Origin of the sequence: Streptomyces sp. NPDC051563, assembly GCF_044454225.1 — a bacterium.
Taxonomy (GTDB): domain Bacteria; phylum Actinomycetota; class Actinomycetes; order Streptomycetales; family Streptomycetaceae; genus Streptomyces.
In genome coordinates, this window is record NZ_JBITDL010000024.1 from 61,486 (window position 1) to 83,371 (window position 21,886).

20 protein-coding genes are annotated in these 21,886 nt (G+C 74.0%); 8 read left to right on the forward strand and 12 right to left on the reverse strand.

Annotated features, from left to right (window positions below):
* Nucleotides 1-103: 103 nt before the first annotated feature.
* The 3 genes from ACIA8F_RS26875 to ACIA8F_RS26885 all read right to left on the reverse strand — a co-directional run bounded on the left by ACIA8F_RS26875 (nt 104) and on the right by ACIA8F_RS26885 (nt 5,079).
* Nucleotides 104-3,115 carry an AAA family ATPase gene (locus ACIA8F_RS26875; RefSeq protein WP_399382485.1) on the reverse strand — a complete coding sequence of 1,004 codons (3,012 nt, stop codon included), beginning with the start codon at nt 3,113-3,115 and terminating at the stop codon, nt 104-106.
* Entirely contained in the window at nt 3,112-4,284 is a 1,173-nt protein-coding gene (locus tag ACIA8F_RS26880; protein WP_399382487.1) for an exonuclease SbcCD subunit D, read from the reverse strand. The genes ACIA8F_RS26875 and ACIA8F_RS26880 overlap by 4 nt, the downstream gene beginning before the upstream one ends.
* A 168-nt stretch (nt 4,285-4,452) precedes the next feature.
* Entirely contained in the window at nt 4,453-5,079 is a 627-nt protein-coding gene (locus ACIA8F_RS26885) for a YigZ family protein (protein ID WP_399382489.1), read from the reverse strand.
* 99 nt (nt 5,080-5,178) lie between these two features.
* On the opposite strand from ACIA8F_RS26885, the gene ACIA8F_RS26890 reads away from it, so the two are divergent.
* Nucleotides 5,179-5,583 carry a CoA-binding protein gene (locus ACIA8F_RS26890; RefSeq protein ID WP_399382587.1) on the forward strand — a complete coding sequence of 135 codons (405 nt, stop codon included), beginning with the start codon at nt 5,179-5,181 and terminating at the stop codon, nt 5,581-5,583.
* Between the two features lie 22 nt (nt 5,584-5,605).
* Here the strand turns inward: ACIA8F_RS26890 and ACIA8F_RS26895 are convergent, their stop codons facing one another.
* The gene (locus tag ACIA8F_RS26895) at nt 5,606-6,187 is read right to left on the reverse strand and encodes a helix-turn-helix domain-containing protein (RefSeq protein WP_399382589.1); all 582 of its coding nucleotides are present in this window, start codon (nt 6,185-6,187) and stop codon (nt 5,606-5,608) included.
* A 126-nt stretch (nt 6,188-6,313) separates the two neighbouring features.
* Here ACIA8F_RS26895 and ACIA8F_RS26900 point away from each other — a divergent pair, with 126 nt between their 5' ends.
* Nucleotides 6,314-7,183, forward strand: a complete 870-nt coding sequence (locus ACIA8F_RS26900) for an EamA family transporter (protein WP_399382491.1) — start codon at nt 6,314-6,316, stop codon at nt 7,181-7,183.
* 105 nt (nt 7,184-7,288) lie between these two features.
* Nucleotides 7,289-7,729: a hypothetical protein gene (locus ACIA8F_RS26905; protein WP_399382493.1), complete on the forward strand. Its 441-nt coding sequence runs from the start codon at nt 7,289-7,291 to the stop codon at nt 7,727-7,729.
* A 45-nt stretch (nt 7,730-7,774) separates the two neighbouring features.
* On the opposite strand, the gene ACIA8F_RS26910 is transcribed toward ACIA8F_RS26905, so the two are convergent.
* Nucleotides 7,775-8,533 carry an acyltransferase gene (locus tag ACIA8F_RS26910; protein ID WP_399382495.1) on the reverse strand — a complete coding sequence of 253 codons (759 nt, stop codon included), beginning with the start codon at nt 8,531-8,533 and terminating at the stop codon, nt 7,775-7,777.
* A gap of 126 nt (nt 8,534-8,659) precedes the next feature.
* On the opposite strand from ACIA8F_RS26910, the gene ACIA8F_RS26915 reads away from it, so the two are divergent.
* Nucleotides 8,660-9,205, forward strand: coding sequence for a gamma carbonic anhydrase family protein (locus ACIA8F_RS26915; RefSeq protein WP_399382497.1), 546 nt, complete (start codon nt 8,660-8,662; stop codon nt 9,203-9,205).
* 60 nt (nt 9,206-9,265) lie between these two features.
* Here the strand turns inward: ACIA8F_RS26915 and ACIA8F_RS26920 are convergent, their stop codons facing one another.
* The 3 genes from ACIA8F_RS26920 to ACIA8F_RS26930 form a co-directional block, all read right to left on the reverse strand.
* Nucleotides 9,266-9,952 (reverse strand): DedA family protein, encoded by a 687-nt coding sequence (locus ACIA8F_RS26920; protein ID WP_399382499.1) that lies wholly within the window; start codon nt 9,950-9,952, stop codon nt 9,266-9,268.
* 59 nt (nt 9,953-10,011) lie between these two features.
* Nucleotides 10,012-12,537 (reverse strand): beta-glucosidase, encoded by a 2,526-nt coding sequence (locus ACIA8F_RS26925; RefSeq protein WP_399382500.1) that lies wholly within the window; start codon nt 12,535-12,537, stop codon nt 10,012-10,014.
* Nucleotides 12,538-12,721: 184 nt separating this feature from the next.
* Nucleotides 12,722-13,174 carry a DUF4442 domain-containing protein gene (locus tag ACIA8F_RS26930; protein WP_254386872.1) on the reverse strand — a complete coding sequence of 151 codons (453 nt, stop codon included), beginning with the start codon at nt 13,172-13,174 and terminating at the stop codon, nt 12,722-12,724.
* A 95-nt stretch (nt 13,175-13,269) separates the two neighbouring features.
* Here ACIA8F_RS26930 and ACIA8F_RS26935 point away from each other — a divergent pair, with 95 nt between their 5' ends.
* Nucleotides 13,270-14,337, forward strand: coding sequence for a hypothetical protein (locus ACIA8F_RS26935; protein WP_399382502.1), 1,068 nt, complete (start codon nt 13,270-13,272; stop codon nt 14,335-14,337).
* A gap of 70 nt (nt 14,338-14,407) precedes the next feature.
* A complete protein-coding gene (locus ACIA8F_RS26940) occupies nt 14,408-15,775 on the forward strand; it encodes an MFS transporter (protein ID WP_399382504.1) in 1,368 nt (455 codons plus the stop codon).
* Nucleotides 15,776-15,851: 76 nt separating this feature from the next.
* On the opposite strand, the gene ACIA8F_RS26945 is transcribed toward ACIA8F_RS26940, so the two are convergent.
* The 4 genes from ACIA8F_RS26945 to ACIA8F_RS26960 form a co-directional block, all read right to left on the reverse strand.
* A complete protein-coding gene (locus tag ACIA8F_RS26945) occupies nt 15,852-16,643 on the reverse strand; it encodes a spermidine synthase (protein WP_399382591.1) in 792 nt (263 codons plus the stop codon).
* Nucleotides 16,644-16,744: 101 nt separating this feature from the next.
* A complete protein-coding gene (locus ACIA8F_RS26950; RefSeq protein ID WP_399382593.1) occupies nt 16,745-17,581 on the reverse strand; it encodes a patatin-like phospholipase family protein in 837 nt (278 codons plus the stop codon).
* A 227-nt stretch (nt 17,582-17,808) separates the two neighbouring features.
* The gene (tuf, locus tag ACIA8F_RS26955; protein WP_399382506.1) at nt 17,809-18,993 is read right to left on the reverse strand and encodes an elongation factor Tu; all 1,185 of its coding nucleotides are present in this window, start codon (nt 18,991-18,993) and stop codon (nt 17,809-17,811) included.
* 298 nt (nt 18,994-19,291) lie between these two features.
* Nucleotides 19,292-20,026 (reverse strand): DNA alkylation repair protein, encoded by a 735-nt coding sequence (locus tag ACIA8F_RS26960; RefSeq protein ID WP_399382508.1) that lies wholly within the window; start codon nt 20,024-20,026, stop codon nt 19,292-19,294.
* Between the two features lie 49 nt (nt 20,027-20,075).
* Between ACIA8F_RS26960 and ACIA8F_RS26965 the strand changes: the two genes are divergently transcribed.
* Both ACIA8F_RS26965 and ACIA8F_RS26970 read left to right on the forward strand, forming a co-directional pair.
* Nucleotides 20,076-20,813 (forward strand): TVP38/TMEM64 family protein, encoded by a 738-nt coding sequence (locus ACIA8F_RS26965; protein ID WP_399382510.1) that lies wholly within the window; start codon nt 20,076-20,078, stop codon nt 20,811-20,813.
* Between the two features lie 48 nt (nt 20,814-20,861).
* Nucleotides 20,862-21,740, forward strand: coding sequence for an undecaprenyl-diphosphate phosphatase (locus tag ACIA8F_RS26970; RefSeq protein ID WP_399382512.1), 879 nt, complete (start codon nt 20,862-20,864; stop codon nt 21,738-21,740).
* Nucleotides 21,741-21,886: the final 146 nt, after the last annotated feature.

Below are 21,886 nucleotides of genomic sequence, written 5' to 3' on the forward strand. Positions count from 1 at the left end.
CTCCGCGATCCGCACCACGCACGGACGGGCCGGCTCCGCGAAGGAGCCGGCCCGTCCGTGCGTACACAGGACCTGTCGCCGGAGGCCGTGGGGGCCGTGCGCTTCAGCCCGTTCCGCCCGCCGTGCGGTGCCGCACCACCGAGCCTCCGCGCTGCTTGACGATCTCCAGCTGGGCCTGCACCCGGGTCCGCAGGTCGGCGACGTGGCTGACGATGCCGACGCTGCGGTCGCGTTCGCGCAGGGAGTCCAGTACGTCGAGCACCTCGTCCAGCGCCTGGTCGTCGAGGCTGCCGAAGCCCTCGTCGATGAAGAGGGTGTCGAGCCGCATGCCGCCCGCCTCGTCGGTGACCACGTCGGCCAGGCCCAGCGCGAGGGCGAGCGAGGCGAAGAAGGTCTCGCCGCCGGAGAGCGTGGCGGTGTCCCGCTCGCTGCCGGTCCAGGCGTCGACCACGTGCAGCCCGAGCCCGGAACGCCCGCGTCCGCTCGCCTTGGCGTCGGAGTGCAGCAGGGTGTAGCGGCCGCCCGACATGCGCAGCAGCCGTACCGTCGCCGCGGCGGCGACCTGCTCCAGCCGGGCCGCGAGCACGTAGGCCTCCAGCCGCATCTTGCGCTCGTTGTCCGCGGAGGTGCCCGCGGTGAGTCCGGCCAGCCGGGCCACCCGTTCGTAGGCCTCGCGCAGCGGTCCCAGGGAGCGCAGCTCGCGCTCCGCCTGGAGGGAGAGCCCGTCGAGGTCCTTGCACCGGACCCGGGCCGCGTCCACGGCGGACCCGGCCGTACGGAGCTTCGCCGCGGCCAGCGCCGCGTACGCCTCGGCCGCCTCCGGCGCGGCCGGGGGCAGGGCCGCCGCCGCGGCGGTGTCGGCCTCGCCGAGGCGGTCGGCCAGCATGGCCTCCTCCGCCTGCCAGGCGTCGGTGCGGCGTTGGAGCGCGCTGCGTTCGTACTCGGGGAGCACGGCCCGGGCCGCCTCGTCGGTGGTGTCGAAGCCCGCCTTGAAGGCGGCGTCGGCGAGCTGGTCGTCGGCCTCCTTCAGCCGGGCGGCGGTGGTCTCGGCCCGACGCAGCGAGGCGGCCGCCGCCGTGACCATGCGGACCCGGTCCTCCAGGACTCCGGCGCGGGCCGCGACGCTGGGGGCGTCGGCCCGTACGAGGGCCAGCTCCGCTTCCAGCGAGGCCTGTTCCCGGTCGAGCGCCTCGCGGCGCGAGGCCCGCGCCGCGGCCCGGGCCTCGGCTTCGCTCCGCTCGGCGCTGCGCACGGCGTGCTCCCGCTCGGCGCGGGCCAGCCGCTCGCGGGCGGTATGCAGTCCGGCGGCCGCGGCGTGCGCCTCGGCGTGCCGGGAACTCAGCTCGGAGGTGAGTTCCAGAAGTTCGGCGGTGGTGGCCTCTCCCGCGGCGGCCGCGGCCTCGGCGCGGGCCTCCCGGACGGCGGCCAGCCTGCGCTCGACGCCGGCCCTGCGCTCCTCGGCCCCCTCGAAGCGGGCGTGCGCCGCCTCCTCCGCGGCCCGGTCGACGTGACCGGGGGCGGGCCGGGCCGGGGCGGGGTGCTCCGCGGCCCCGCACACGGTGCAGGGCTCGCCTTCCACCAGGGCGGCGGCGAGCTCCGCGGCGATCCCGCGCAGCCGGGTCTCCTTGAGCTCCAGCCAGCGCTCCCGGGCGACCGCCGACTCCTCGCGGGCGGTGAGCAGTTCGCCCGAGGCCTGCTCCGCGTCGGTGTCGAGGGCGTCGCGCCGGCGGGCGGCGTGCAGGTGCAGCCGGGCGGGTTCCAGCTTGCCGGCGAGCTGCTCGGCCAGGGTCGCGGCCTGCTGGGCGGCGTCCGCGCGCCCGGCCAGCTCGGTCCGGGTGGCGTCCCAGCGGCCGAGCCACTCGGCGGTCTCGTGCTGCTGCTCCTCGGCGGCCCGGGACTCCCGTTCCAGGTCGGCCCGTTCGCGGCCGATCTCGGCGCTGCGCTGCTCGGCGCGGCGGGCGGCTCCGAGGGCTCCGAGATCCTCGCGCAGCCGCTGCTCGACCGCGGCCAGCTGCTCGGTGCCGGCTTCGGCGAGCTGCGGCGGCAGCTCCGCCCGGGCCACCGACTCCGCGTGCGCGGCGGCCATGTGGGCCCCGGCGGCGGCTCCGCGCAGCTCCAGGGCGGGGGCCACCAGGGCTCCGCGCCGGGCCCGGTCGAGCAGGGCGTGCACCCGCTCCCGTTCCGGACCGGCCTCGGCGAGCAGGGCCGCCCGTCGGGTGGTCTCCGCGTGCCGGCGCTGCAACCGGTCGAGCTCCCGCGCCTCTTCGGCGGCCCGCCGGGCGGCGTGGTAGCGCCCCTCGACGGCGGCCAGGGCGTACTCGGCGACGCCGAGCCGCTCCCGGGCGGAGCAGCGCGCGACGGCTGCCCAGGCGCGGACGGCCTCGGCCAGCCCGGGGTCGCCCGGCTGGTGCCGGGGCAGCGGCCAGGCCCGCAGATCGGCGGCGTCCCCGGCGGCCTGGGCGAGCCGCTGGGCGGTGTGCAGCACCTGCTCGTCACCGGCGCGGACCTTGGCCTCGGCGGCCCGGCGGCGCTCCCCCAGCAGGGTCTCGACGGCGGCGAAGCGGCGGGTGTCGAAGAGCCGGCCCAGCAGCCGCCCCCGCGCGACCTCGTCGGCGCGCAGGAAGCGTGCGAACTCGCCCTGCGGCAACAGCACGACCTGGCAGAACTGCTCGCGGCTCATGCCGAGCAGCTGCTCGATCTCCTCGCCGATCTCCTGGTGGGACCGGCTCAGCGCGCTCCAGCCCTCCCCCTCGAACTCACGGAGCCAGCTCTGCACCTTGTCCTTCGTCGTCCCGGTGCCGCGCTTCTTCGGCCGGTCCTGTTCGGGTCGCCGGGTGATCTCCAGGCGCCGTCCGCCCGCGGTGAGTTCGAGGGTGATCTCGGTCGGGGTGTCGGCGGCCGCGTGGTCGCTGCGCAGGCTGGTGCCCGGCGCCTGCCGGGAGCCGGGGACGGACCCGTAGAGGGCGTAGCAGACGGCGTCCAGCACGGAGGTCTTGCCCGCGCCGGTGGGACCGTGCAGCAGGAAGATCCCGGCGCCGGATAGGGCGTCGAAGTCGATCTCCTGGGGCTCGGCGAAGGGCCCGAAGGCGGTGATGCGCAGCCGGTGCAGCCTCATCGGTGGGTCTCCCGCCGGCTGTCCTCGGCCCGTACCTCGTCGAAGGCGCCCTGGAGCACGTCCCGTTCGGCCTCGTCGGAGAAACCGCCGCCCCCGCGCACGTGGGCGACGAAGTCCTCGGCGATCTCCCGGTCGCTGCGGCCCTTGAGCCGCTGGGCGTAGGACCCGCCGGTGTCCTCGCTCCGGCCCTCGGGGTCGAAGGCGAGGCTCAGCACATGGGGGAACCGCGCGGCGAGCCGGGCCATGGGGTCCTCGGGCCGTACGGCGTCGGTGAGGGTGGCCTCCACCCAGCAGTCCTCGTACGGGGCGTACGTCCCCTCGGAGAGCAGCTCTTCCAGCGGCCCCCGCACCCGGGCGAGCCCGCGCGGCACGGGGGTGTCGATCCGCTCGGCGCTCAGGATCTCCCCGCTCTCCCCCAGCTCCACGAGCCACATGCTCTTGCGCTGATCGGCTTCGGAGAAGGAGTAGGCGAGCGGGGAACCGGAGTAGCGGACCCGTTCGTTGATCGTCTGGCAGCCGTGCAGGTGGCCGAGGGCGGCGTAGTCGACCCCGTCGAAAACGGAGGCCGGCACGGCCTCGACGCCCCCGACGGTGATGTCGCGCTCGCTGTCGCTGGCCTGCCCGCCGGTCACGAAGGCATGCGCCAGCACCACGGACCGGGTCCCGGGCGCCCGCCCGGCCAGATCCGCCCGGATCCGGTCCATGGCCGCCCCGAGCACGGCCTCGTGGCTCACCTTCCCGGCGCCGAACTCGTCCTTGACCAGCGCGGGCTCCAGGTACGGCAGCCCGTAGAACGCCACGTCACCGTGTACGTCGCCCAGCACCACGGGGTCGGCACACCCGGCGGGATCGGTCCTGAGGTGGATCCCGGCCAGCCCGATGAGCCCGGCCCCGACCCCGAGACGGCGGGCGGAGTCGTGGTTCCCGGAGATCATCACGGTGGGCACGCCGAGATCGGCCAGCCGGTGCAGGGCCCGGTCGTACAGCTCCACGGCAGGCAGCGGCGGCACGGCCCGGTCGTACACGTCCCCGGCGACGAGCACGGCGTCGACCTCGTGCTCCCGCACCGTCTCGACGAGGTGATCGATGAAAACGGCCTGGGCACCGAGCAGGTTCACCCGGTGAAAGCTCCGCCCCAGATGCCAGTCGGAGGTATGCAGGAACTTCACTCGCCGGCACCGCCGCGCATACCGTCTCCCCCTGCTGGATGACCCCGCCGGCCGGACCGCACCGGCCGGACCCTGAACCCCTCTACGCTAACGCCTCCCCGGGGCCGCTCCGTCCCCTTTCGTACCTTCGGCCCGTGGCCTCCTCGGCCGCTCAGGGTCCCCGGCCGCTCAGGGTGCGTACGTCTCCCCGCCCGGGGTGAGGGTGGCGCTTCCGGCGGTGCTGTCGGCGAGCCAGGCCTCGAAGGCGGGGAGGTCCGTCTCGGGGAGGGCCACCTCGATCTCCACGGCGGCGCCGTAGCGGACGTCGAGCACGGCCTGGCCGGTGGAGCGCAGGTCGTTCTCGGTCTTGCCGGCCCGCTGGTGGTCGACGGTGACGGTGACCAGGCGGTACCGGTGCCGGGTGACGGTGCCGACGGTGTCGAGGGCCTCGCCGACGACCCCGCCGTAGGCGCGGATGAGCCCTCCTGCGCCGAGCTTCACGCCGCCGTAGTAGCGGGTGACGACGGCGACGGCGTAGCGGATGTCCCGGCGCGTGAGCATCTGCAGCATCGGGACCCCGGCGGTGCCGCCGGGTTCGCCGTCGTCGCTGGCCTTCTGCACGGAGGCGTCGGCGCCGATGACGTAGGCGTAGCAGTTGTGCGAGGCGGTGGGGTGCTCCTTGCGGATCCGGGCGACGAAGTCCTGCGCCTCCCGCTCGGTCGCCGCGGGCGCGAGCGCGCACAGGAACCGGGAGCGGTTGATCTCGGACTCGTGCACGCCCTCGCGGGCCACCGTCACGTACTGGTCTGCCTTCACCCGTCCACCCTACGGGGAATCCGACATGCGTCTTTTCTGTTGATCGAGCTGGCGGCGACCAGCGGCCATGCACAACACCAGCAGCAGGAGGCGGCACGCGTGTACGGCGATCCGGCAACCATCCGCAAGGTCCTCACCGAGCTCGGCGACACCTGGGCCGTGGTGGGCCTGTCCAACAACCGGGACCGGGCCGCGTACCGCGTGGCGGAGGTCCTCCAGCGGTACGGCAAGCGCGTGGTCCCCGTGCACCCCAAGGCCGAGACGGTCCACGGCGAGCAGGGCTACCCCTCTCTGGAGGCGATCCCGTTCAAGGTGGACGTGGTGGACGTCTTCGTGAACAGCGCCCTCGCGGGTGCGGTCGCCGACGAGGCCGTCGCCAAGGGGGCGGAGGCCGTCTGGTTCCAGCTGAACGTGATCGACGAGGCCGCCGCCGCCCGAGCCCGCGCCGCCGGGCTGGACATGGTCATGGACCGCTGCCCGGCGATCGAGATCCCCGCCCTGTAGGGCTGGCGTCGTACCTGACCGCTCACACGTGAGCGGTCACCGGCGGGATGGAGACCGCCATCGTCATCTCCATCGGGCCGGTCCCTTCGTTCCGATACGCGTGCGCGGCGTCCGCCTCGAAGGAGACGGCCCCGCCGGCCGGTACGGCGTACGTCTCGCCCGCGACCACCAGCGTCAGTTCGCCCACCGTGACGTGCAGCATCTCGAAGGTGCCCGGCGGGTGCGGGTCGGAGTCGGTCCCCTCGCCGGGTTCCAGGTGGTAGGTCCACATCTCCACCGGCCCGCGCCGGTCGTCGCCGAGCAGCATGCTCGCGCCGCTGCCGCCCTCGGTGGACCACATCCGCACCCCCTGCCCCGGCAGTACCACCTGGACCCGCGGACCGCGGTCGTGGTCGAGCAGGGTGGTGATGCTGACGCCGAGCGCGTCGGCCAGTTTGACCGTCGTGCCGACACTGGGGTTCGTACGGGCCTGCTCGATCTGGATGATCATGCCGCGGCTCACTCCCGCACGGGCGGCGAGGGCCTCCAGGGTGAACCCGCGCTCCCCGCGCCAGCGCTTGAGGTTGCGGCCGAGTGCCTGGGTGAGCTGTTCGAGGTCCGACACCGTTCCGTCCACTCCGTACAATATTTTGGATGACAGGGTTCAATAGACTGAACTATCGTGCGCTGTACTTCCGGTGTACCGCATCGTGCACTCCACCGTTCAACGCACTGTACTGCGAGGCCCTCCATGACCGCCCTGTTCGCCTTGGCCACCGCCGCCCTGTGGGGCCTCGCCGACTTCGGCGGCGGGCTGCTGACCCGCCGGATACCGGCCCTCACCGTGGTCGTGGCCTCCCAGGTCCTCGCCGTCCTCGTACTCGGCGCGGTGGTCCTGGGCACGGGAGCCTGGCGGGAAGCCGGACCGCAGCTCTGGTTCGCGGTGGGGGCGGGGCTGGTCGGTCCCGTCGCGATGCTCAGCTTCTACAAGGCGCTGGCCCTCGGCCCGATGGGTGTGGTCTCCCCGCTCGGATCCCTCGGCGTGATCGTGCCGATGGCCGCGGGGCTGCTCATGGGCGAGCGGCCCGGCGCCGCCCAGTTCGCCGGGATCGCGGTGGCCGTCGCGGGCATCGTCCTCGCGGGCGGCCCCGAGCTGCGCGGTGCTCCGGTCCAGCGGCAGGCGGTCGTCCTGACCCTCGTCGCCGCCTTCGGCTTCGGCGCGGTGATGGCCCTGATCGCCCCCGCATCCTCCACCGTGCCGGGCCTGTTCCTCGCGCTGTTCGTCCAGCGGGTCACCAACGTCACCGTCGGCGGCACGGCCCTGTGGGTGCGGACCCGGCGCGGTGTGCCGGCCCTCCCGGCGGGTACCGGCGGCCGGCGGCTCCTGTGGGGGCTGCTGCCGGCGCTCGCCTTCGTCGGCCTCGCCGACGTCGCGGCCAACGGCACCTATTCCCTCGCCGCCCAGCACGGCCCGGTCACCACCGCCGCCGTGCTCTCCTCCCTCTACCCGGTGATCACCGCCCTGGCCGCCTTCGCCGTCCTCAAGGAACGCCTGCGCACCGTCCAGGCGGCGGGGGCGGGCCTCGCCCTGGCGGGCACGGTCCTGCTCGCGGCGGGCTAGGGGGTACCCCCTTTCGCATCGCGCCGATCACCGCGCAGGGCTGCCGTGCGTCACAGACCGGCCACAGGCACCACACAACACCCACGACTCGGACAGAGTGGCGCGATGCGCACACACTGCTCCGCCCTCACACTCGCCCTCGCGGGCCTTCTCGCCCTCACGGGCTGCTCAGGGACGCTCACCAGCGAGCCCGAGCCCGACGCCAAGCCCGTCTCCTCGCCGTCCGCCGCTCCGAGCACCGCATCCTCCAGCGCGGCCGCATCGGCACCGGCACTCATGAGCAGCAAGCCCGCCGCGCCAGCGACCACGCCGCCGGCGGCCCCCGTACCCAACGGCGTCGGTCAGATCCTGCAGACCGCTCAGGACAATGCGCAGGCCGTCGGGTTCTTGCTCCTCGGCTCCACCGACGCCCTCGGCCAGAGCCGCATGCAGGTCCTCGACCGGAACTGGAAGGTCTGCTCGCAGGCGCCTGCGGCCGGCACGCGGACCGACACCAGCACGAAGATCGTGTTCAACACGGTCAAGCTCGAAGAGACCTGTCCCTGACCCGCCGGCGTCTGCGGCCTGTCGGCCGGCCGACAGGCTCCGTCTTCACTCCGGGTTCGCCATGTCCGCCAGGGCGCGCAGCTGCTCCGGCGTCACCCCGTCGGGGATCGGGACCGGCGCAGGAGTGCGCAGCGGCGGCTGCCAGCCCGTTTCGGGGTCCCAGCGGCGGACGATGCGGGCCGGGGCCCCCGCCACCACGGCGTGGTCCGGTACCTCGCCCCGTACGACGGCGCCCGCCGCCACCACGACGTTGCGGCCCAGCCGCGCCCCGGGCAGGATCACCGCGCCGGTGCCCAGCCAGCAGCCCGGGCCGATCTCCACCGGGGCGCTGCGCGGCCACTGCTTGCCCACGGGCTCGTGCGGGTCGTCGTAGCTGTGGTTGGTGGAGGTGATGTAGACCCCGGGACCGCAGAAGGTGTCGTTGCCTATCGTGATCCGGGTGTCGGCGATGACGTGGCTGTCGCGGCCGATGACCACGCCGTTGCCGAGGACCAGCATCGGCTCCGCGCCGAGGTCGAGGTCCGGCATCATCCCGGCGGTGAGCGTGACCCGTTCGCCGATGATGCAGTGGTCGCCGAGCCGGATCCAGGGTTCGCCGAAGACCGTGCCCTGCGGGAAGGCGAGCCGGGTGCCGTGCCCGATCGCGGCGAAGCGCAGTCCGCCGGGGGTCTGGGCGGTGACCGCGCCGGCCCGCTGCATCCAGCGCCAGCCCGCGTGGACCGCGCGCCCTGCCAGCCGGCGGCGCAGCGCCGTCAGGGAAGGAAGCGCCGTCAGAGAAGAGAACGTGTTCTGGTTCTTCGCCACCGGGTCACCGTAGCGCGCCGGGGGCCCGGGCCGCGCCGTGATCTTCACCCCATCCACGGGGCCCCGGGCGGCGTGGCCTACGGTTCCGGTAGCGCGACGCGACGTACCGGAAGAGGAAGAGATCACATGACGCAGCAGGCGGCCCAGGCACTCGTGATGGGGGTCGGCGGGAAGAACCCCGAGATCGACCCGACGGCGTTCACCGCTCCCACCTCCGTCGTGGTCGGGGACGTGCGCCTCGGCGCGGGCGCGAGCATCTGGTACTCGGCGGTGCTCCGCGCGGACTGCGGTCCGATCACGCTCGGCGCCGACAGCAACGTGCAGGACAACTGCACCGTGCACGTGGACCCCGGTTTCCCGGTCTCCATCGGCGAGCGCGTCTCCATCGGGCACAACGCCGTCGTGCACGGCTGCACGGTCGAGGACGACTGCCTGATCGGGATGGGCGCGACGGTGCTCAACGGCGCGGTGATCGGCGCCGGCTCGCTGGTGGCCGCCCAGGCGCTGGTCCCGCAGGGCATGATCGTCCCGCCCGGTTCGCTGGTCGCGGGCGTCCCCGCGAAGGTGCGGCGCGAGCTGACCGAGGAGGAGCGCGAGGGCATCAAGGTCAACGCCCTCATGTACACCGAACTGGCCAAGCAGCACGGCGCCTCGGTCGCCGCGGACGCGTAACGGGCGCCGCCCCGGCACTGGTTCCCCGTCCGCCCCGAGGTCCGGGCGGGGCCGGAACCCTCAGTCGGTGAGCACGGTCGGGGCGGCCGCGGCCTGCCCCGGCACCGCGGCCCCGTCGGCGGCCGCCTCGGCACGCGCCGCCGCGGCCGCCTTCTTCATCCGGCTGCGCACCACCATGGTCACGGCGAGCCCGAAGACGAGGGCCAGGGCGAGGGCCACCCACGAGAACCCCTTCAGCCACGGCTCGGCGACGATCCCGATCGAGTAGATGACGGCCGTGGTGCCGCCCGCCCACAGGATCCCGCCGAGGACGTTCGCGATGAGGAACCGCCAGTAGGGCATGTGCAGGACGCCCGCCAGCGGCCCCGCGAAGATCCGCAGCAGGGCCACGAACCGCCCGAAGAAGACGGCCCACATGCCCCACTTCTCGAAGGAGCGCTCCGCGAGGGCCACCTGGTCCGGCCCGAAGTGCTTGGGGAAGCGCCGGCCCAGCCGCTCCAGCAGCGGCTTCCCGCCCTTGCGCCCGATCGCGTAACCGATCGAGTCGCCCACGATCGCCCCGGCGGTCGCGCAGATGCCCAGTACCACGGGGTCGATGTGCCCCTGCTGGGAGGCCAGCAGGGCCGCGCTGACCAGGACGATCTCCCCCGGCAGCGGGATGCCGAGGCTTTCCAGTCCGATGACGAGCCCCACCAGGAGGTAGATGCTGACCGCCGGAATCGTCTCCAGCCATTCCTGGATGTGCACCGGTACGTCCTCCCGAGTTCGCCGCCCGCCCGCCCCCTGTGGCGGACCGAACGGGCAGCCTATCCGGTCGCCACCACAGCCTTTGCCCGCAGCGGCAGTTCGCGCGAGGAACGCCCCGCGAACACTTCGCGGCGGCCGGTCCCCACCACCCAGGCGTCCCGCTCGGGATCCCAGGAGGACAGGGTGCGCGCGTCGATGTCCAGGACGATCCGCCGCGCCTCGCCGGGTTTGAGGACGAGCCGCCGGTAGCCGGCCAGTGCCCGGACCGGCTGGTCGAGTTTCAGGTCCGGGGACGGGCCGACGTAGACCTGGGCCACCTCGGTGCCCGTGCGGCGTCCAGTGTTGCGGACGGTGAACTCCACGCGCAGGCCGCCGTGCTTCCCGTGCGCGCCGCCGCGCCGGACGGCCAGCTTCTCGTAGGCCCAGGTCGTGTACGAGAGCCCGTGCCCGAAGGGGAACAGCGGAGCCACCCGCTGCTGGTCGTACCAGCGGTGCCCCACGTGCACCCCCTCGGTGTACTCCTGCCGCCCGCCCACCCCGGGATAGCGCACCGGGTCCGCGCCGACCGGGGTCGCCCGCTCGTCGGCCGGGAAGGTCTGGGTGAGGCGGCCGCCGGGGTCAGCGTCTCCGAAGAGCACGTCGGCGGTGGCGGCCGCGCCCTCCTGGCCCGGGTAGTACATCTGGAGGACCGCCGCGGTGCGCGGGAGCCACGGCATGGTCGTACCGGAGGAGGTGTTGAGCACCACCGTGGTGCGCGGGTTGGCGGCGGCGACCGCCTCGATCAGCGCGGCCTGGCCGCCGGGGAGGCCCAGGGAGGTGCGGTCGCTGCCCTCGGTGGCGTCCTCGTAGGCGAACAGCACCACGCTGCGGGCCGCCTTGGCCGCGGTGACGGCCTCGGCGAGGTCGGCGGCCCGGGTCGCCCTCGTGGTGTGCCGCAGCCGCAGCCGCTGGCCCTTGGGCCCGCCCTCGGCGAAGACGGAGAGGCGGTGTTCGCCGGCCTTGAGCGCGAGGCTGCGGCGGCGCACGGTGCGGCCGTCGGGGGCGGCGCCGAGCAGTCCGCCGGCGAACTGCTCGGCCACGCCCTGCCGTACGGGGAAGAGTTCCTCCCCGTCGAGCCGTACGGCCGGCCGTTTCCCGGTGTAGTGGACGAGCAGGGTCCACTCGTCGTCGGCGGCGAGCCGGAAGGTGCCCTCGTAGCCCCAGGTGCGCCCGGGGGCCACCGCCCGGTCGTCGAGGCCGGCGTCGGGAGCCAGCAGGGCCGCCGGCAGTGGGCGTCCGTAGAGGTCCTCGCCGAGCGCGTAGCCGACCGTGGCGCCGGCGCCGGCCCGCCGGCGGATCTCGTCGAGGGGGGCGGCGGCCTTGTCCGCCGCCACGTGGGCGCTGCCGCCGCCGCCGGTGAAGGGGGTCCGCCCGGTGGGGCCGATCACGGCGACGGAGCGGGCGGCGGGGCCGGTCAGCGGCAGGGTGGCCCGCTCGTTGCGCAGCAGGACCGCTCCGGCGGTGGCGATCTGCCGTGCGGTGCGGGCCCCGGCGGCGGCGTCCCGGGCGGGGCGCGCGGCGGGGTGCCCGGCGAGCAGTCCGAAGCGGTCCATGGTGGTCAGGATCCGGCGTACGGCGAGGTCCACGGTGTCCTCGTGGACGGAGCCGCCGCGCACCGCCTCCCGCAGCGGGGCGCCGTAGTGGGTGCCCGCGGGCATCTCCATGTCGAGGCCGGCGCCGATCGAGGCGACGGTGCTGTGGGCGGCGTTCCAGTCCGACATCACCCAGCCGTCGAACCCCCAGCGCCCGCGGAGCAGTCCGTCGAGGAGCGGCTTGTTCTCGCAGGCGTAGACCCCGTTGACCTTGTTGTAGGCGCCCATCACGGCGCCGGCCCCCGCGGCCACGGCGGCCTCGAAGCCCCGTAGCTCCGTCTCGTGGAGGGTCTGTTCGGCGGCGATCACGTCGACGGTGTCGCGGCCCTTCTCCTGGTTGTTGAGCGCGAAGTGCTTGACGGCGGCGATGAGCCCCTCGTCCTGGATGCCGCGGACGACCTCGGCGACCAGGTCGGCCGTCAGCTTCGGGTCCTCCGAGAAGGTCTCGAAGTTCCGTCCGGCGTACGGGGTGCGGATCAGATTGGCCATCGGCGAGAGGAGCACGTCGATGCCGAGCGCGAGGCCCTCGCGGCCGATGACCCGGCCGTACGCGCGGGCGAGCGCCGGGTCGAAGGCGGAGGCGAGCAGGACCGGCGCGGGCAGCGCGGTGGCGGGCCGGGCGACGCGCACGCCAGCCGGACCGTCGGCGAGGCGCAGTGCGGGGATGCCCAGGCGGGCGATGCCCGGCACGTAGCCGGCCTGGCCGAGCGGTTCCGGGTCCGGTCCGCCGTGCAGCAGGACGGTCTTCTCCTCCAGCGTGAGCTGGTCCAGGAGGGCGTCGACCCGGGCGGTGCTGCCGGCCGCGGGAGCCGCGGCGGGGGGCGCACCGGAGCCGGAGGCCTTACGGGGCTGCGCGCCGGGCGGCGGCGCCGGTACGCAGGACGCCGCGCCGAGGACGGCGCCCATCGCCCCGAGGAGGCTCATCGCACGGCGTCTGGACACGGCCTCGCTCATGGGCGCTCCCTGCGGCGTGGGCATCGGCGTCAGGTGGCGGGAGCGGCCCGCGCCGGACCGCTCCCGCCGCCCACTGTGCGCCGATCGCCGCGCGACCCCGCTTCAGGCGCGCCACCGCGATGCCGAGGTTCAGCCCTGCGGCGGCGCGACCCGGTGAACCTTTCCGGTCACGGCACCAGCGGTCTCAGGCGTTGGGGCGCAGGGTCCATACGACGGTCATCTCGCCCGTCACTGCCTCGTCCTCGCGCTGGATGGCGATGGTGACCGGGAACTCCGGGCGGCCGCCCGCGTCGAGTTCGGCGACGACCTCGGCGGCCGGGCGGCCGAGGGTGGCGGTGGCCGTGACGACGCCCTTGGCGAGCTTCTTGTAGCCGATCTCCGCGCTCACCGCGAGGGGCACGGCGCGCGAGAGCTGGTCGCCGAAGGCGGCCAGGACGATCGCGCCGCTCGCGGACTCGGCGAGGGTGAACATGGCGCCGGCGTGCGGGCCGCCGAGGTGGTTGTGGAAGTCCGGCTGGTCCGGGAGCCGGACGACGGCACGCTCGGGGGTGGTCTCCAGGAACTGGAGGTTCAGGGTCTTGGCCATCGGCACGGTCGCGGCGAGGAGTTCGCCCACGTTCATCTGTTCAGCGCTCATGGGACGCGATGTTACCCACGAGTAGAGACCCTTGGCCATACCCGTCCGGGGGCGGCCGTGGCTCCCCGAGGCCTCTCCCACTATCGTTACCGGCCATGTGGCCAGGACAGCAGCAGCCGCCCGGGGGAGAACCCAACCCCCAGGACGCGCATCAGAACCCGTACCAGCAGCAGCCGGGAACGCCGAACCCGTACCAGCAGCAGCCGCCCACGGCGGCGTACGGGGAGCAGCAGCAGCCCGGCTACGGGTACCCGCAGCAGCCCCCCGCTCCGCAGGGGTGGGGCCAGCAGCCCCCGACCGTTCCCGTACCCCAGTGGGGCGGCACTCCCCCGCCCCGGCCCCCGCGCGGCGGGAGCCCGTTCTCGACCAGGACCGTCGCCATCGTGGCGGCCTCGGCCGTCGTCGTGGCGGCCGTCGGCACCGGGGCGTTCGTCCTGACCCGGGACGACGGCACCTCCGACCGGGCGGACGACAAGCCGAGCAGCTCCGCCTCCCCCTCCGCCCCGGCCTCGCCGTCCGCGAGCGCCCCGGCGAGCCCGGGCGCGAACCCGCGCGGCGGCACCGAGGTCAAGCCGGTGATCCCCGGCTGGAAGGTCGTCCTCAACCCGAAGTACGGCACCGCCTTCGACGTCCCGCCGGACTGGGACGTCAAGTCCTCCGGCCTGTCCATCGGCTTCGAGGACCACGCCAAGAACGACGGCACGCCCCTCGTCATGATGGGGGCGCCCGCCTTCCTCAAGGAGGACTGGTGCAAGGTCGACGCCGACAAGGACGGCAAGGAGGACTCGACCGAGCTGGCGGCCACCGCGACCAAGGGCGGCATGGGTGCGAAGGGCACGGCCGAGGCCGCGTACAACGAGGCCGGCAACTGGGCCTTCGCCGCGTACGCGCAGAAGGCGCCGAAGGGCACCACCAAGGTGACCGAGGCGAAGGAGTACACGACCTCCTCCGGGCTCAAGGGCCACGTGGCGACCGCGACCGTCAGCGGCCTGCCCAAGGAGAACAAGTGCTCCACGGACGGCAAGTCGATCGCCTTCAGCTTCCTCACCACCAACGGTGACCTCTCCACCTGGGTCCTCTACGGCGCCGCCGGTGTTCCGGGCGAAGTGAGCAAGGAGACCTACGAGAAGATCCTGAGCACCGTCCGCCTCAACGCGGGCTGACGTCCGCCGCCTCCGCCCCCGGGCCGGAAATCCGTTTGGATTTCCGGCCCGGGACGGGGATAGTCCGGAGGTGAGCTCTCTCCCCTCCCCCTCCCTCTCCCCCAGCCCTTCCGGCCGCGAGCCCTCCGGCCGCAGGCCCGAGTGGGCCGGCCGCAACTACACCCTGCTGACGGGTGCCGCGGTCATCACCAACCTGGGGAGCCACGGAGCGCTCATCGCGACCGCCTTCGCGGTCGTCCAGGCGGGCGGCTCCGCCGGTGACGTCGGCCTGGTGGCCGCCGCCCGGACGCTGCCGCTGGTCCTCTTCCTCCTCATCGGCGGAGCCGTCGCCGACCGGGTCCCCCGCCACCACGTCATGGTCGCGGCCAACGCCCTCAACTGCCTCTCGCAGGCCGCCTTCGCCGCGCTCGTCCTGACCGGCGATCCGCAGCTGTGGCAGATGATGCTGCTCACGGCCCTGTGCGGCACCGGTACGGCCTTCTTCAACCCGGCCGCCGAGGGCATGCTCATGGCCACCGTCTCCGGCCCGCAGGCCACCCGCGCCTTCGCCCTCTTCCGGATGGCGATGAGCGGCGCCGGCGTCGGCGGAGCCGCCCTCGGCGGAGCGATGGTCGCCTTCATGGGCCCCGGCTGGGTCCTCGCCGTGGACGCGGCCGCGTTCGCCGCCGCCGGAGCCCTGCGGGCCTTCCTCGACGTAGGCCACATCGCCGAACGCGCCCCCGGCGGCGGCCTGCTGGCCGATCTGCGCGAGGGCTGGGTGGAGTTCAGGAGCCGTCCCTGGCTGTGGAGCATCGTGCTCCAGTTCTCCGTCGTCGTGGCCGTCATCGGCGCCGCCGAAGCGGTCTACGGTCCCCTCGTCGCCGTGGAGCAACTGGGCGGGGCGGCTCCCTGGGGCGTGGCCCTGGCCTTCTTCGGCATCGGCACCATCGGCGGGGCCGTCCTGATGACGTTCTGGAAGCCGCGCCGGCTGCTGCTGGTCGCCACCCTGTGCATGTTCCCGTCGGCGCTGCCCGCAGCGGGACTCGCCGTGCCGCTGCCCGTGTGGGGCCTGTGCGCGGCGATGCTCGTGAGCGGCGTGGGCATCGAGATGTTCGCCGTGAACTGGATGACGACGATGCACCAGGAGATCCCCGAGGAGATGTTCTCCCGGGTCTCCGCCTACGACTGGTTCGGCTCGCTGTCGATGCTCCCGCTGGCCACGGCGGTGGCCGGCCCGGTCGAATCGGCGATCGGCCGCACCTCGGCCCTCTGGGGCTGCGCGGCCCTGGTGATCCTCGCGACGGCCGCCGTCCTCCTGGTCCCGGACGTCCGCAACATGACCCGCAAACAGCCGGCCGCCCCTGCCACACCGGGCTCCGCCAAACCGAGCCCCGCCGACTCCAGCCCCGCCGACTCCAGCCCTGCCCACTCCGACCGGTCCAGCCCCGCCGGCGTGTGAGGCGCGGGTCCGGGCAGAGCCCGGGGTACGGCGGACGGGCGGGCAGGGGACCTCCACCGCGCGGCGGGGCGGAAGCTCAGCCCACGCTGAAGGCCCCCTCCGGCGGCTCGGGCGAAGCCACCGCATCGGCGTCGGACACCGGCAAGGCCCCCCGCATCAGGCGTGCGAGGCCCGCGCCCGCCTCCACCCGCGCGGGAAACGCGTCGCCCGCGCACACCCGCGAGAGCGCCGCCACCGGCAGCTCCCGCTCCGAAGCCAGCAGCACCGCGTTCCCGAACCGCCGTCCCCGCAGCACCCCGGGCTCCGCGATCAGGGCCAACTCCCCGAACGCCGCGCCGAAGTTCGCCAGCTGCCCCCGCAGGAAGCCGAAGGGCGCCCCGTCGGCGAGGTTGGCCACGTACACCCCGCCCGGGCGCAGCACCCGCGCCACCTCCCGGGCGTACTGCGCCGAGGCCAGCGAAGCGGGCACCCGGGATCCGCCGAAGACGTCCCCCACCACCACGTCCGCGCTCGCGTCGGGCGCCCCGGCCAGCCAGGCCCGCGCGTCGGCGACGTGCACCGTGATGCCGCTCCCGGCGGCCACCGGCAGGAACTCCCCGACCAGGGCGACCAGCCCGGCGTCGAACTCCACCACGTCCTGCCGCGACCCCGGCCGGACCGCCGCCGCGTACCGCGGCAGGGTCAGGGCGCCGCCGCCCAGGTGCAGCAGGTCCAGCGCGGCACCCGGCTCGCCGACGCAGTCCAGGACGTGCGCGAGGCGGCGTACGTACTCGAACTCCAGGTGCTCCGGGTCGTCGAGGTCCACGTACGACTGCGGGGCCCCGTCCACGGTGAGCAGCCAGGCCCGCTCCCGGTCGATGTCCGGCATCAGTTTGGCGGTGCCCTGGGCCACGTCCCGGATCACCGGGATCTGTTCGTCACTCACCGCACCATTGTCGGGCCCCTGCGACGGTCGGGGCCCCGCGGCTGTCAGGCCCCCGCGGCCGCCCACACCTCGCGCGCCTGCTCCACGTGCTCCGCGGCCTGCTCCAGCCCCGCCCGCGCGGCGGGATCGCGCCGCGCGGGGTCCAGTACGTTGCGTCCGAAGACCTTGCGGGCCTGCGAGGACGGGGTGATCAGCAGCACCTTCGCCCCCGCCTCCCGCAGCCGCGCGGCCTGCGCCGCGGGCGAGGGGATGAGCCCGGCGCCCGCGGCCATGGGCGCGAGGATCACCACGCGGCCGTAGCCGGAGGCGAGGTCGGCGTTGGTCGCGGAGCGGACCCCGCCGTCGACGAAGCGCCGGCCCGCGACGGTCACCGGCGGCCACACCCCGGGTACGGCGCAGCTCGCCGAGACGGCGTCGACCAGCCCGGCCGCGCTCCCCCGCTCGAAGGCGGCCAGTTCGCCGGTCAGCGCGTCCACCGCGGTGACGACGAGGCGCCGCTCGGGCCAGTCGTGCGACACCAGCCGGGCTTCCAGCACCTTGCGGCGCACGCCCTCCGGCTCCGTGTCGGCCGCGAGGGCGAAGGCGCCGATCCGGCGCCGGTAGGACTTCGCGTCGCGGGAGCGCACCATCGCGACGGCGTACCGCGCGATCAGGGAGGCCCCCAGCTTCGCGGGGAGTTCCCCGCCGGGGTCGCCGAGCTGGCGCTCGTACAGCTCCTGCGGGGTGAGCAGTCCGGAGGTGAGCTGCGCGCCGACGACGGAGCCGGCCGAGGTTCCGACGACGAGGTCGGCTCCGGTCAGGTCGACGCCCGCGCGGGCGAGCCCGTAGAGCATCCCGGCCTCCCAGCCGACGCCGGTCAGCCCGCCGCCGCCGAGCACCAGGGCCGTGCCCTCGCCTGCGCCGCCGCCGGCGCTGCCGCTGCCGCTGCCGTGGACCCTGCCTCGGCCGCCGCCTTCGCCGCCGCCTTCGCCGCCGCCGTGGCCGCTGCCGCCCCTGCCGCTGTCGTCTTCCACGAACCGCTCCCTCCCCGCATGCCTGTGGTGACGGCAGTCTGGCGCAGGCCGGCCACCGCCACCACAGCGGGGACTCCCCGCCCGCCGGCGGGCCGCTACCCGACCTCGGTCACCGTCCCGGCGCCGACGGTGCGCCCGCCCTCGCGGATCGCGAAGCCGAGCCCGCTCTCCAGCGGGACGTCCCGGCCGAGCTCCACGGACATGGTGACCGTGTCGCCCGGCCGGGCGGCGCCCGCCGCACCCAGGTCCACGTCGCCCACCACGTCGGCGGTGCGGATGTAGAACTGGGGCCGGTAGCCGGTCGCCACCGGTGTGGTGCGGCCGCCCTCGCGGGCGGACAGCAGGTACACCCGCGCCGTGAAGCGGCGCCTCGGTACGACGCTGCCGGGCGCGGCCACCACGTCCCCGCGGCGCACCGCGTCGCGGGGCATCCCGCGCAGCAGCAGGGCGACGTTGTCCCCGGCCTCGGCGGACTCCATCGGCTTCCCGAAGGTCTCCAGTCCGGTGACCACGGACTCCACGGCGGCGCCGTCCGCCCCGGCGCCGAGCAGGGCGACGCGGTCGCCCATGGCCACGGTGCCCCGTTCGACGGCGCCGGTGACGACGGTGCCGCGACCGGTGATGGTGAGGACGTTCTCCACCGGCATCAGGAAGGGCGCATCGGTGTACCGCACGGGCACGGGCACGTACGTGTCCACGGCGTCGAGCAGGGCCTCGATCGACGCGGTCCACTGCGGGTCGCCGTCCAGCGCCCCGAGCCCGGAGACCCGTACGACGGGAGCGGCGTCCCCGCCGTAGCCGTTCGCGGTGAGCAGCTCGCGGACCTCCAGCTCGACCAGGTCGGTGAGCTCGGGGTCCCCGGCGTCGGCCTTGTTCAGCGCGACGACGATGTGGTCGACGCCCACCTGCCGGGCGAGCAGGACGTGCTCGGCGGTTTGCGGCATGACCCCGTCGAGCGCGGAGACGACGAGGATCGCCCCGTCGAGCTGGGCCGCGCCGGTGACCATGTTCTTGATGTAGTCGGCGTGGCCGGGCATGTCCACGTGGGCGTAGTGCCGGGTGTCGGTCTCGTACTCGACGTGCGTGAGGTTGATGGTGATGCCGCGCCGGGCCTCCTCGGGGGCCCGGTCGATCCGGTCGAACGGCACGAAGGAGGCGCCGCCCCGCTCGGCGAGGACCTTGGTGATGGCGGCGGTCAGCGTCGTCTTGCCGTGGTCGACGTGACCCATGGTGCCGATGTTGAGGTGCGGCTTGGTGCGCACGAAGGCCGTCTTGGCCATGATGTCTTCCCGTTCCGAAGCTGAATGCTGGAATGCCGGGACCCCCTGAGCGAACCGACCCTCCCCCTGTGGGGTCCGCCGGACGATCCGGGAAGGGTCAGCTTCGTGCGCCGTCGAATGCGGCTGCGGTCGCGCCTGCGGCGAGCTCTGCGGGAACGGCAGCCTTCGGCGCGTCCGCGACTGCGGACGGCGCTACGGGGAAGGTCTGCCTGGACATGCGGTCGATCCTGCCGGAGCGGACGCGGCGGGGCCATCGAATTTCGCACCGCCGGCCGGGGCGTGCGCCCCGCGGTCGGATCTACGCCCCGCCGGTGTTCTTCAGCGCCTCGCGCACCGAGAGCGGGGACAGCGAGTCCCGCTCGGCGCCGACGAAGGCGCGTACGGCGCCCGGGTCCGTCTTGGCGTACTCGCGCAGGCACCAGCCGATGGCCTTGCGGACGAAGAAGCCGGGGTGGCCGCTCTGGAGGCGGCAGTACCCGAAGAGCCGGTCGGTGTCGGTCGCGGACTTGTACCGGAGCTGGTGGAGCAGCGCGGTGCGGGCCACCCACGGGTCCTCGTCGCCGATCCACTCGTCCATGACGCGGGCGAGCTCCGGGTCCGCCGCCACGAGCGGCCCGACCGTGTGGGCGGCGAGCAGGTCGACGGTGTCCCACCAGGAGTCGGTCACGATCAGGTGCCGGACCACGGGCAGGAAGCCGGAGGAGCAGCGGGAGACGTGCCGGCGCAGGTAGTCGACGGCGAAGTAGCGGTATTCGCGCTCCGGAAGCTCCCAGCAGCGCAGCGCGAGGGCCGCGCAGTCCGTTTCCGAGGGTTTCGGGGTGTCCTTGGTCACGCTCCGGGACAGCTCTCGGCGCAGCGGGGTGGGGATCCCGAGGAAGGGCGAGACGTCCTTCATGTACGCGGCCATGGACCGGGCCCGCTCCGCGTCGGCCGCGGCGCCGTAGGACTCCGTGAGACGCGCCACCAGCAGCTCGGCCGGCTCGCTGTGCGGGGCCCCGGCTCCGGTCGGTGGCCACGGGCCGTTCGACTCCATGAGGTCCAGATTACGGCGCGCGGACAGGGGGGTCGGTTAGTCTCCCGGAATGTCCCTCCTCCTCGCGCCGTGGACGCGGCTCTCGCTGCTCGTCGTGCTGCTCCTCGCGGCCGGCGTGTGCGTCGTGCTGTACGAGCCCCAGCGGCTGCTCTCGGAGGGCTGGCCCCCGGGGCTCCCGGTGGGCACCGCCGTCCTGCTCTTCGCCGCGGCGTACGGGGTGTGCACGGCCGCCCTGGTGCCGCGCCCGCTGCTGAACCTGGCCTCGGGGGCGCTCTTCGGCTCCCAGTTCGGCCTGGTCGCCGCGGTGGGCGGCTCGGTGATCGGTGCGGGGATCTCCTTCGGCCTCGGCCGGATGATGGGCCGCGACGCCCTGCGCCCGCTGATCCGCGGCCGTTGGCTGCAGGCGGCCGACGACCAGCTGGCCCGGCACGGCTTCCGCTCGATGCTCGCGGTCCGGATCTTCCCCGGGCTGCCCTTCGCCGTGGCCAACTACGCCGCCGCGCTGTCCCGCTGCGGGTGGCTCCCCTTCCTCCTCGCCACCGCGATCGGGGTGGTCCCGAACACCGCCGCGTACGTGATCGCGGGGGCCAGCGCCTCTTCCCCGACCTCCCCGGCGTTCCTCGGCTCGTTCGCGTTCATCGCCCTCTCCGCGGTGGGAGCGGCGGTCGTCGCCTGGCGCAAGCGGCACCGGCTGGCGCCCGTGCGAAAGCCCGAGCGGACCGTGCCGGCACGGGAACTGACGGCCGTACACCCCCCTGTGGTCACGGCCGCACCCCACGGGCCCTAGCATCGGACGCGAACTGCCCGACGATCACAAGGACGAGCGCACCCCGACATGAGCTGGTTCGAATCCCTAATCCTCGGTCTCGTCCAGGGGCTCACGGAGTTCCTCCCGATCTCCTCCAGCGCCCACCTGCGGCTGACCGCGGCGTTCGCCGGCTGGACGGACCCGGGAGCGGCCTTCACCGCCATCACGCAGATCGGTACCGAAGCCGCCGTACTGATCTACTTCCGCAAGGACATCGCAAAGATCATCTCCACTTGGTTCCGCTCGCTGTACACCAAGGCGCTGCGCTCCGAGCAGGAAGCCAAGATGGGCTGGCTGGTGATCGTCGGATCCATTCCGATCGGCGTCCTCGGCCTCGCCTTCAAGGACCAGATCGAGGGCCCGTTCCGCGATCTGCGGCTGATCGCCACCACCCTCATCGTGATGGGCCTCGTGCTCGGCTTCGCCGACCGGCTGGCGGCGCGCGACGAGGAGGGCGGCCGGCACCGGGTCGTCCGCGAGCGCAAGACCCTGAAGGAACTGGGCGTCAAGGACGGCCTCATCTTCGGTCTGTGCCAGGCGATGGCCCTGATCCCGGGCGTGTCCCGGTCGGGTGCCACGCTCTCCGGCGGTCTGCTGCTGGGCTTCACCCGCGAGGCGGCGGCCCGCTACTCCTTCCTCCTCGCCATCCCGGCCGTGCTGGCGTCCGGCCTGTTCGAGATCAAGGACGTGATGGAGAACCCGACCCACATCGCCTGGGGTCAGACGATCTTCGCGACGGTCATCGCCTTCGTCGTCGGGTACGCGGTCATCGCCTGGTTCATGAAGTTCATTTCCTCGAAGAGCTTCATGCCGTTCGTGATCTACCGGGTGCTGCTCGGCATCGTGCTGTTCGCCCTGATCGGCATGGGTGTCCTCAGCCCCCACGCGGGCGAGTCGGCCGGCTAGTACGGACATCTCTCACCGCTTCGCGTGAATCGGAGGCCGCCCGGGGACGTTCCCGGGCGGGCGCCGCGTGGGTGTGGGGGGTGCGACCTTTAGAAGGACATCCGGGGGGTGGCCCTGGGGAGTGTGGTGTTGGAGCGGTTTTCGGC

Coding starts and splice junctions, on each gene's coding strand:
- ACIA8F_RS26875 (WP_399382485.1), bottom strand. CDS start 3,115: ATGAGGCTGCACCGGCTGCGCATCACCGCCTTCGGGCCCTTCGCCGAG.
- ACIA8F_RS26900 (WP_399382491.1), top strand. CDS start 6,314: ATGACCGCCCTGTTCGCCTTGGCCACCGCCGCCCTGTGGGGCCTCGCC.
- ACIA8F_RS26905 (WP_399382493.1), top strand. CDS start 7,289: ATGCGCACACACTGCTCCGCCCTCACACTCGCCCTCGCGGGCCTTCTC.
- ACIA8F_RS26915 (WP_399382497.1), top strand. CDS start 8,660: ATGACGCAGCAGGCGGCCCAGGCACTCGTGATGGGGGTCGGCGGGAAG.
- ACIA8F_RS26925 (WP_399382500.1), bottom strand. CDS start 12,537: ATGAGCGAGGCCGTGTCCAGACGCCGTGCGATGAGCCTCCTCGGGGCG.
- ACIA8F_RS26930 (WP_254386872.1), bottom strand. CDS start 13,174: ATGAGCGCTGAACAGATGAACGTGGGCGAACTCCTCGCCGCGACCGTG.
- ACIA8F_RS26935 (WP_399382502.1), top strand. CDS start 13,270: ATGTGGCCAGGACAGCAGCAGCCGCCCGGGGGAGAACCCAACCCCCAG.
- ACIA8F_RS26945 (WP_399382591.1), bottom strand. CDS start 16,643: ATGCCGGACATCGACCGGGAGCGGGCCTGGCTGCTCACCGTGGACGGG.
- tuf (WP_399382506.1), bottom strand. CDS start 18,993: ATGGCCAAGACGGCCTTCGTGCGCACCAAGCCGCACCTCAACATCGGC.
- ACIA8F_RS26960 (WP_399382508.1), bottom strand. CDS start 20,026: ATGGAGTCGAACGGCCCGTGGCCACCGACCGGAGCCGGGGCCCCGCAC.
- ACIA8F_RS26965 (WP_399382510.1), top strand. CDS start 20,076: ATGTCCCTCCTCCTCGCGCCGTGGACGCGGCTCTCGCTGCTCGTCGTG.
- ACIA8F_RS26970 (WP_399382512.1), top strand. CDS start 20,862: ATGAGCTGGTTCGAATCCCTAATCCTCGGTCTCGTCCAGGGGCTCACG.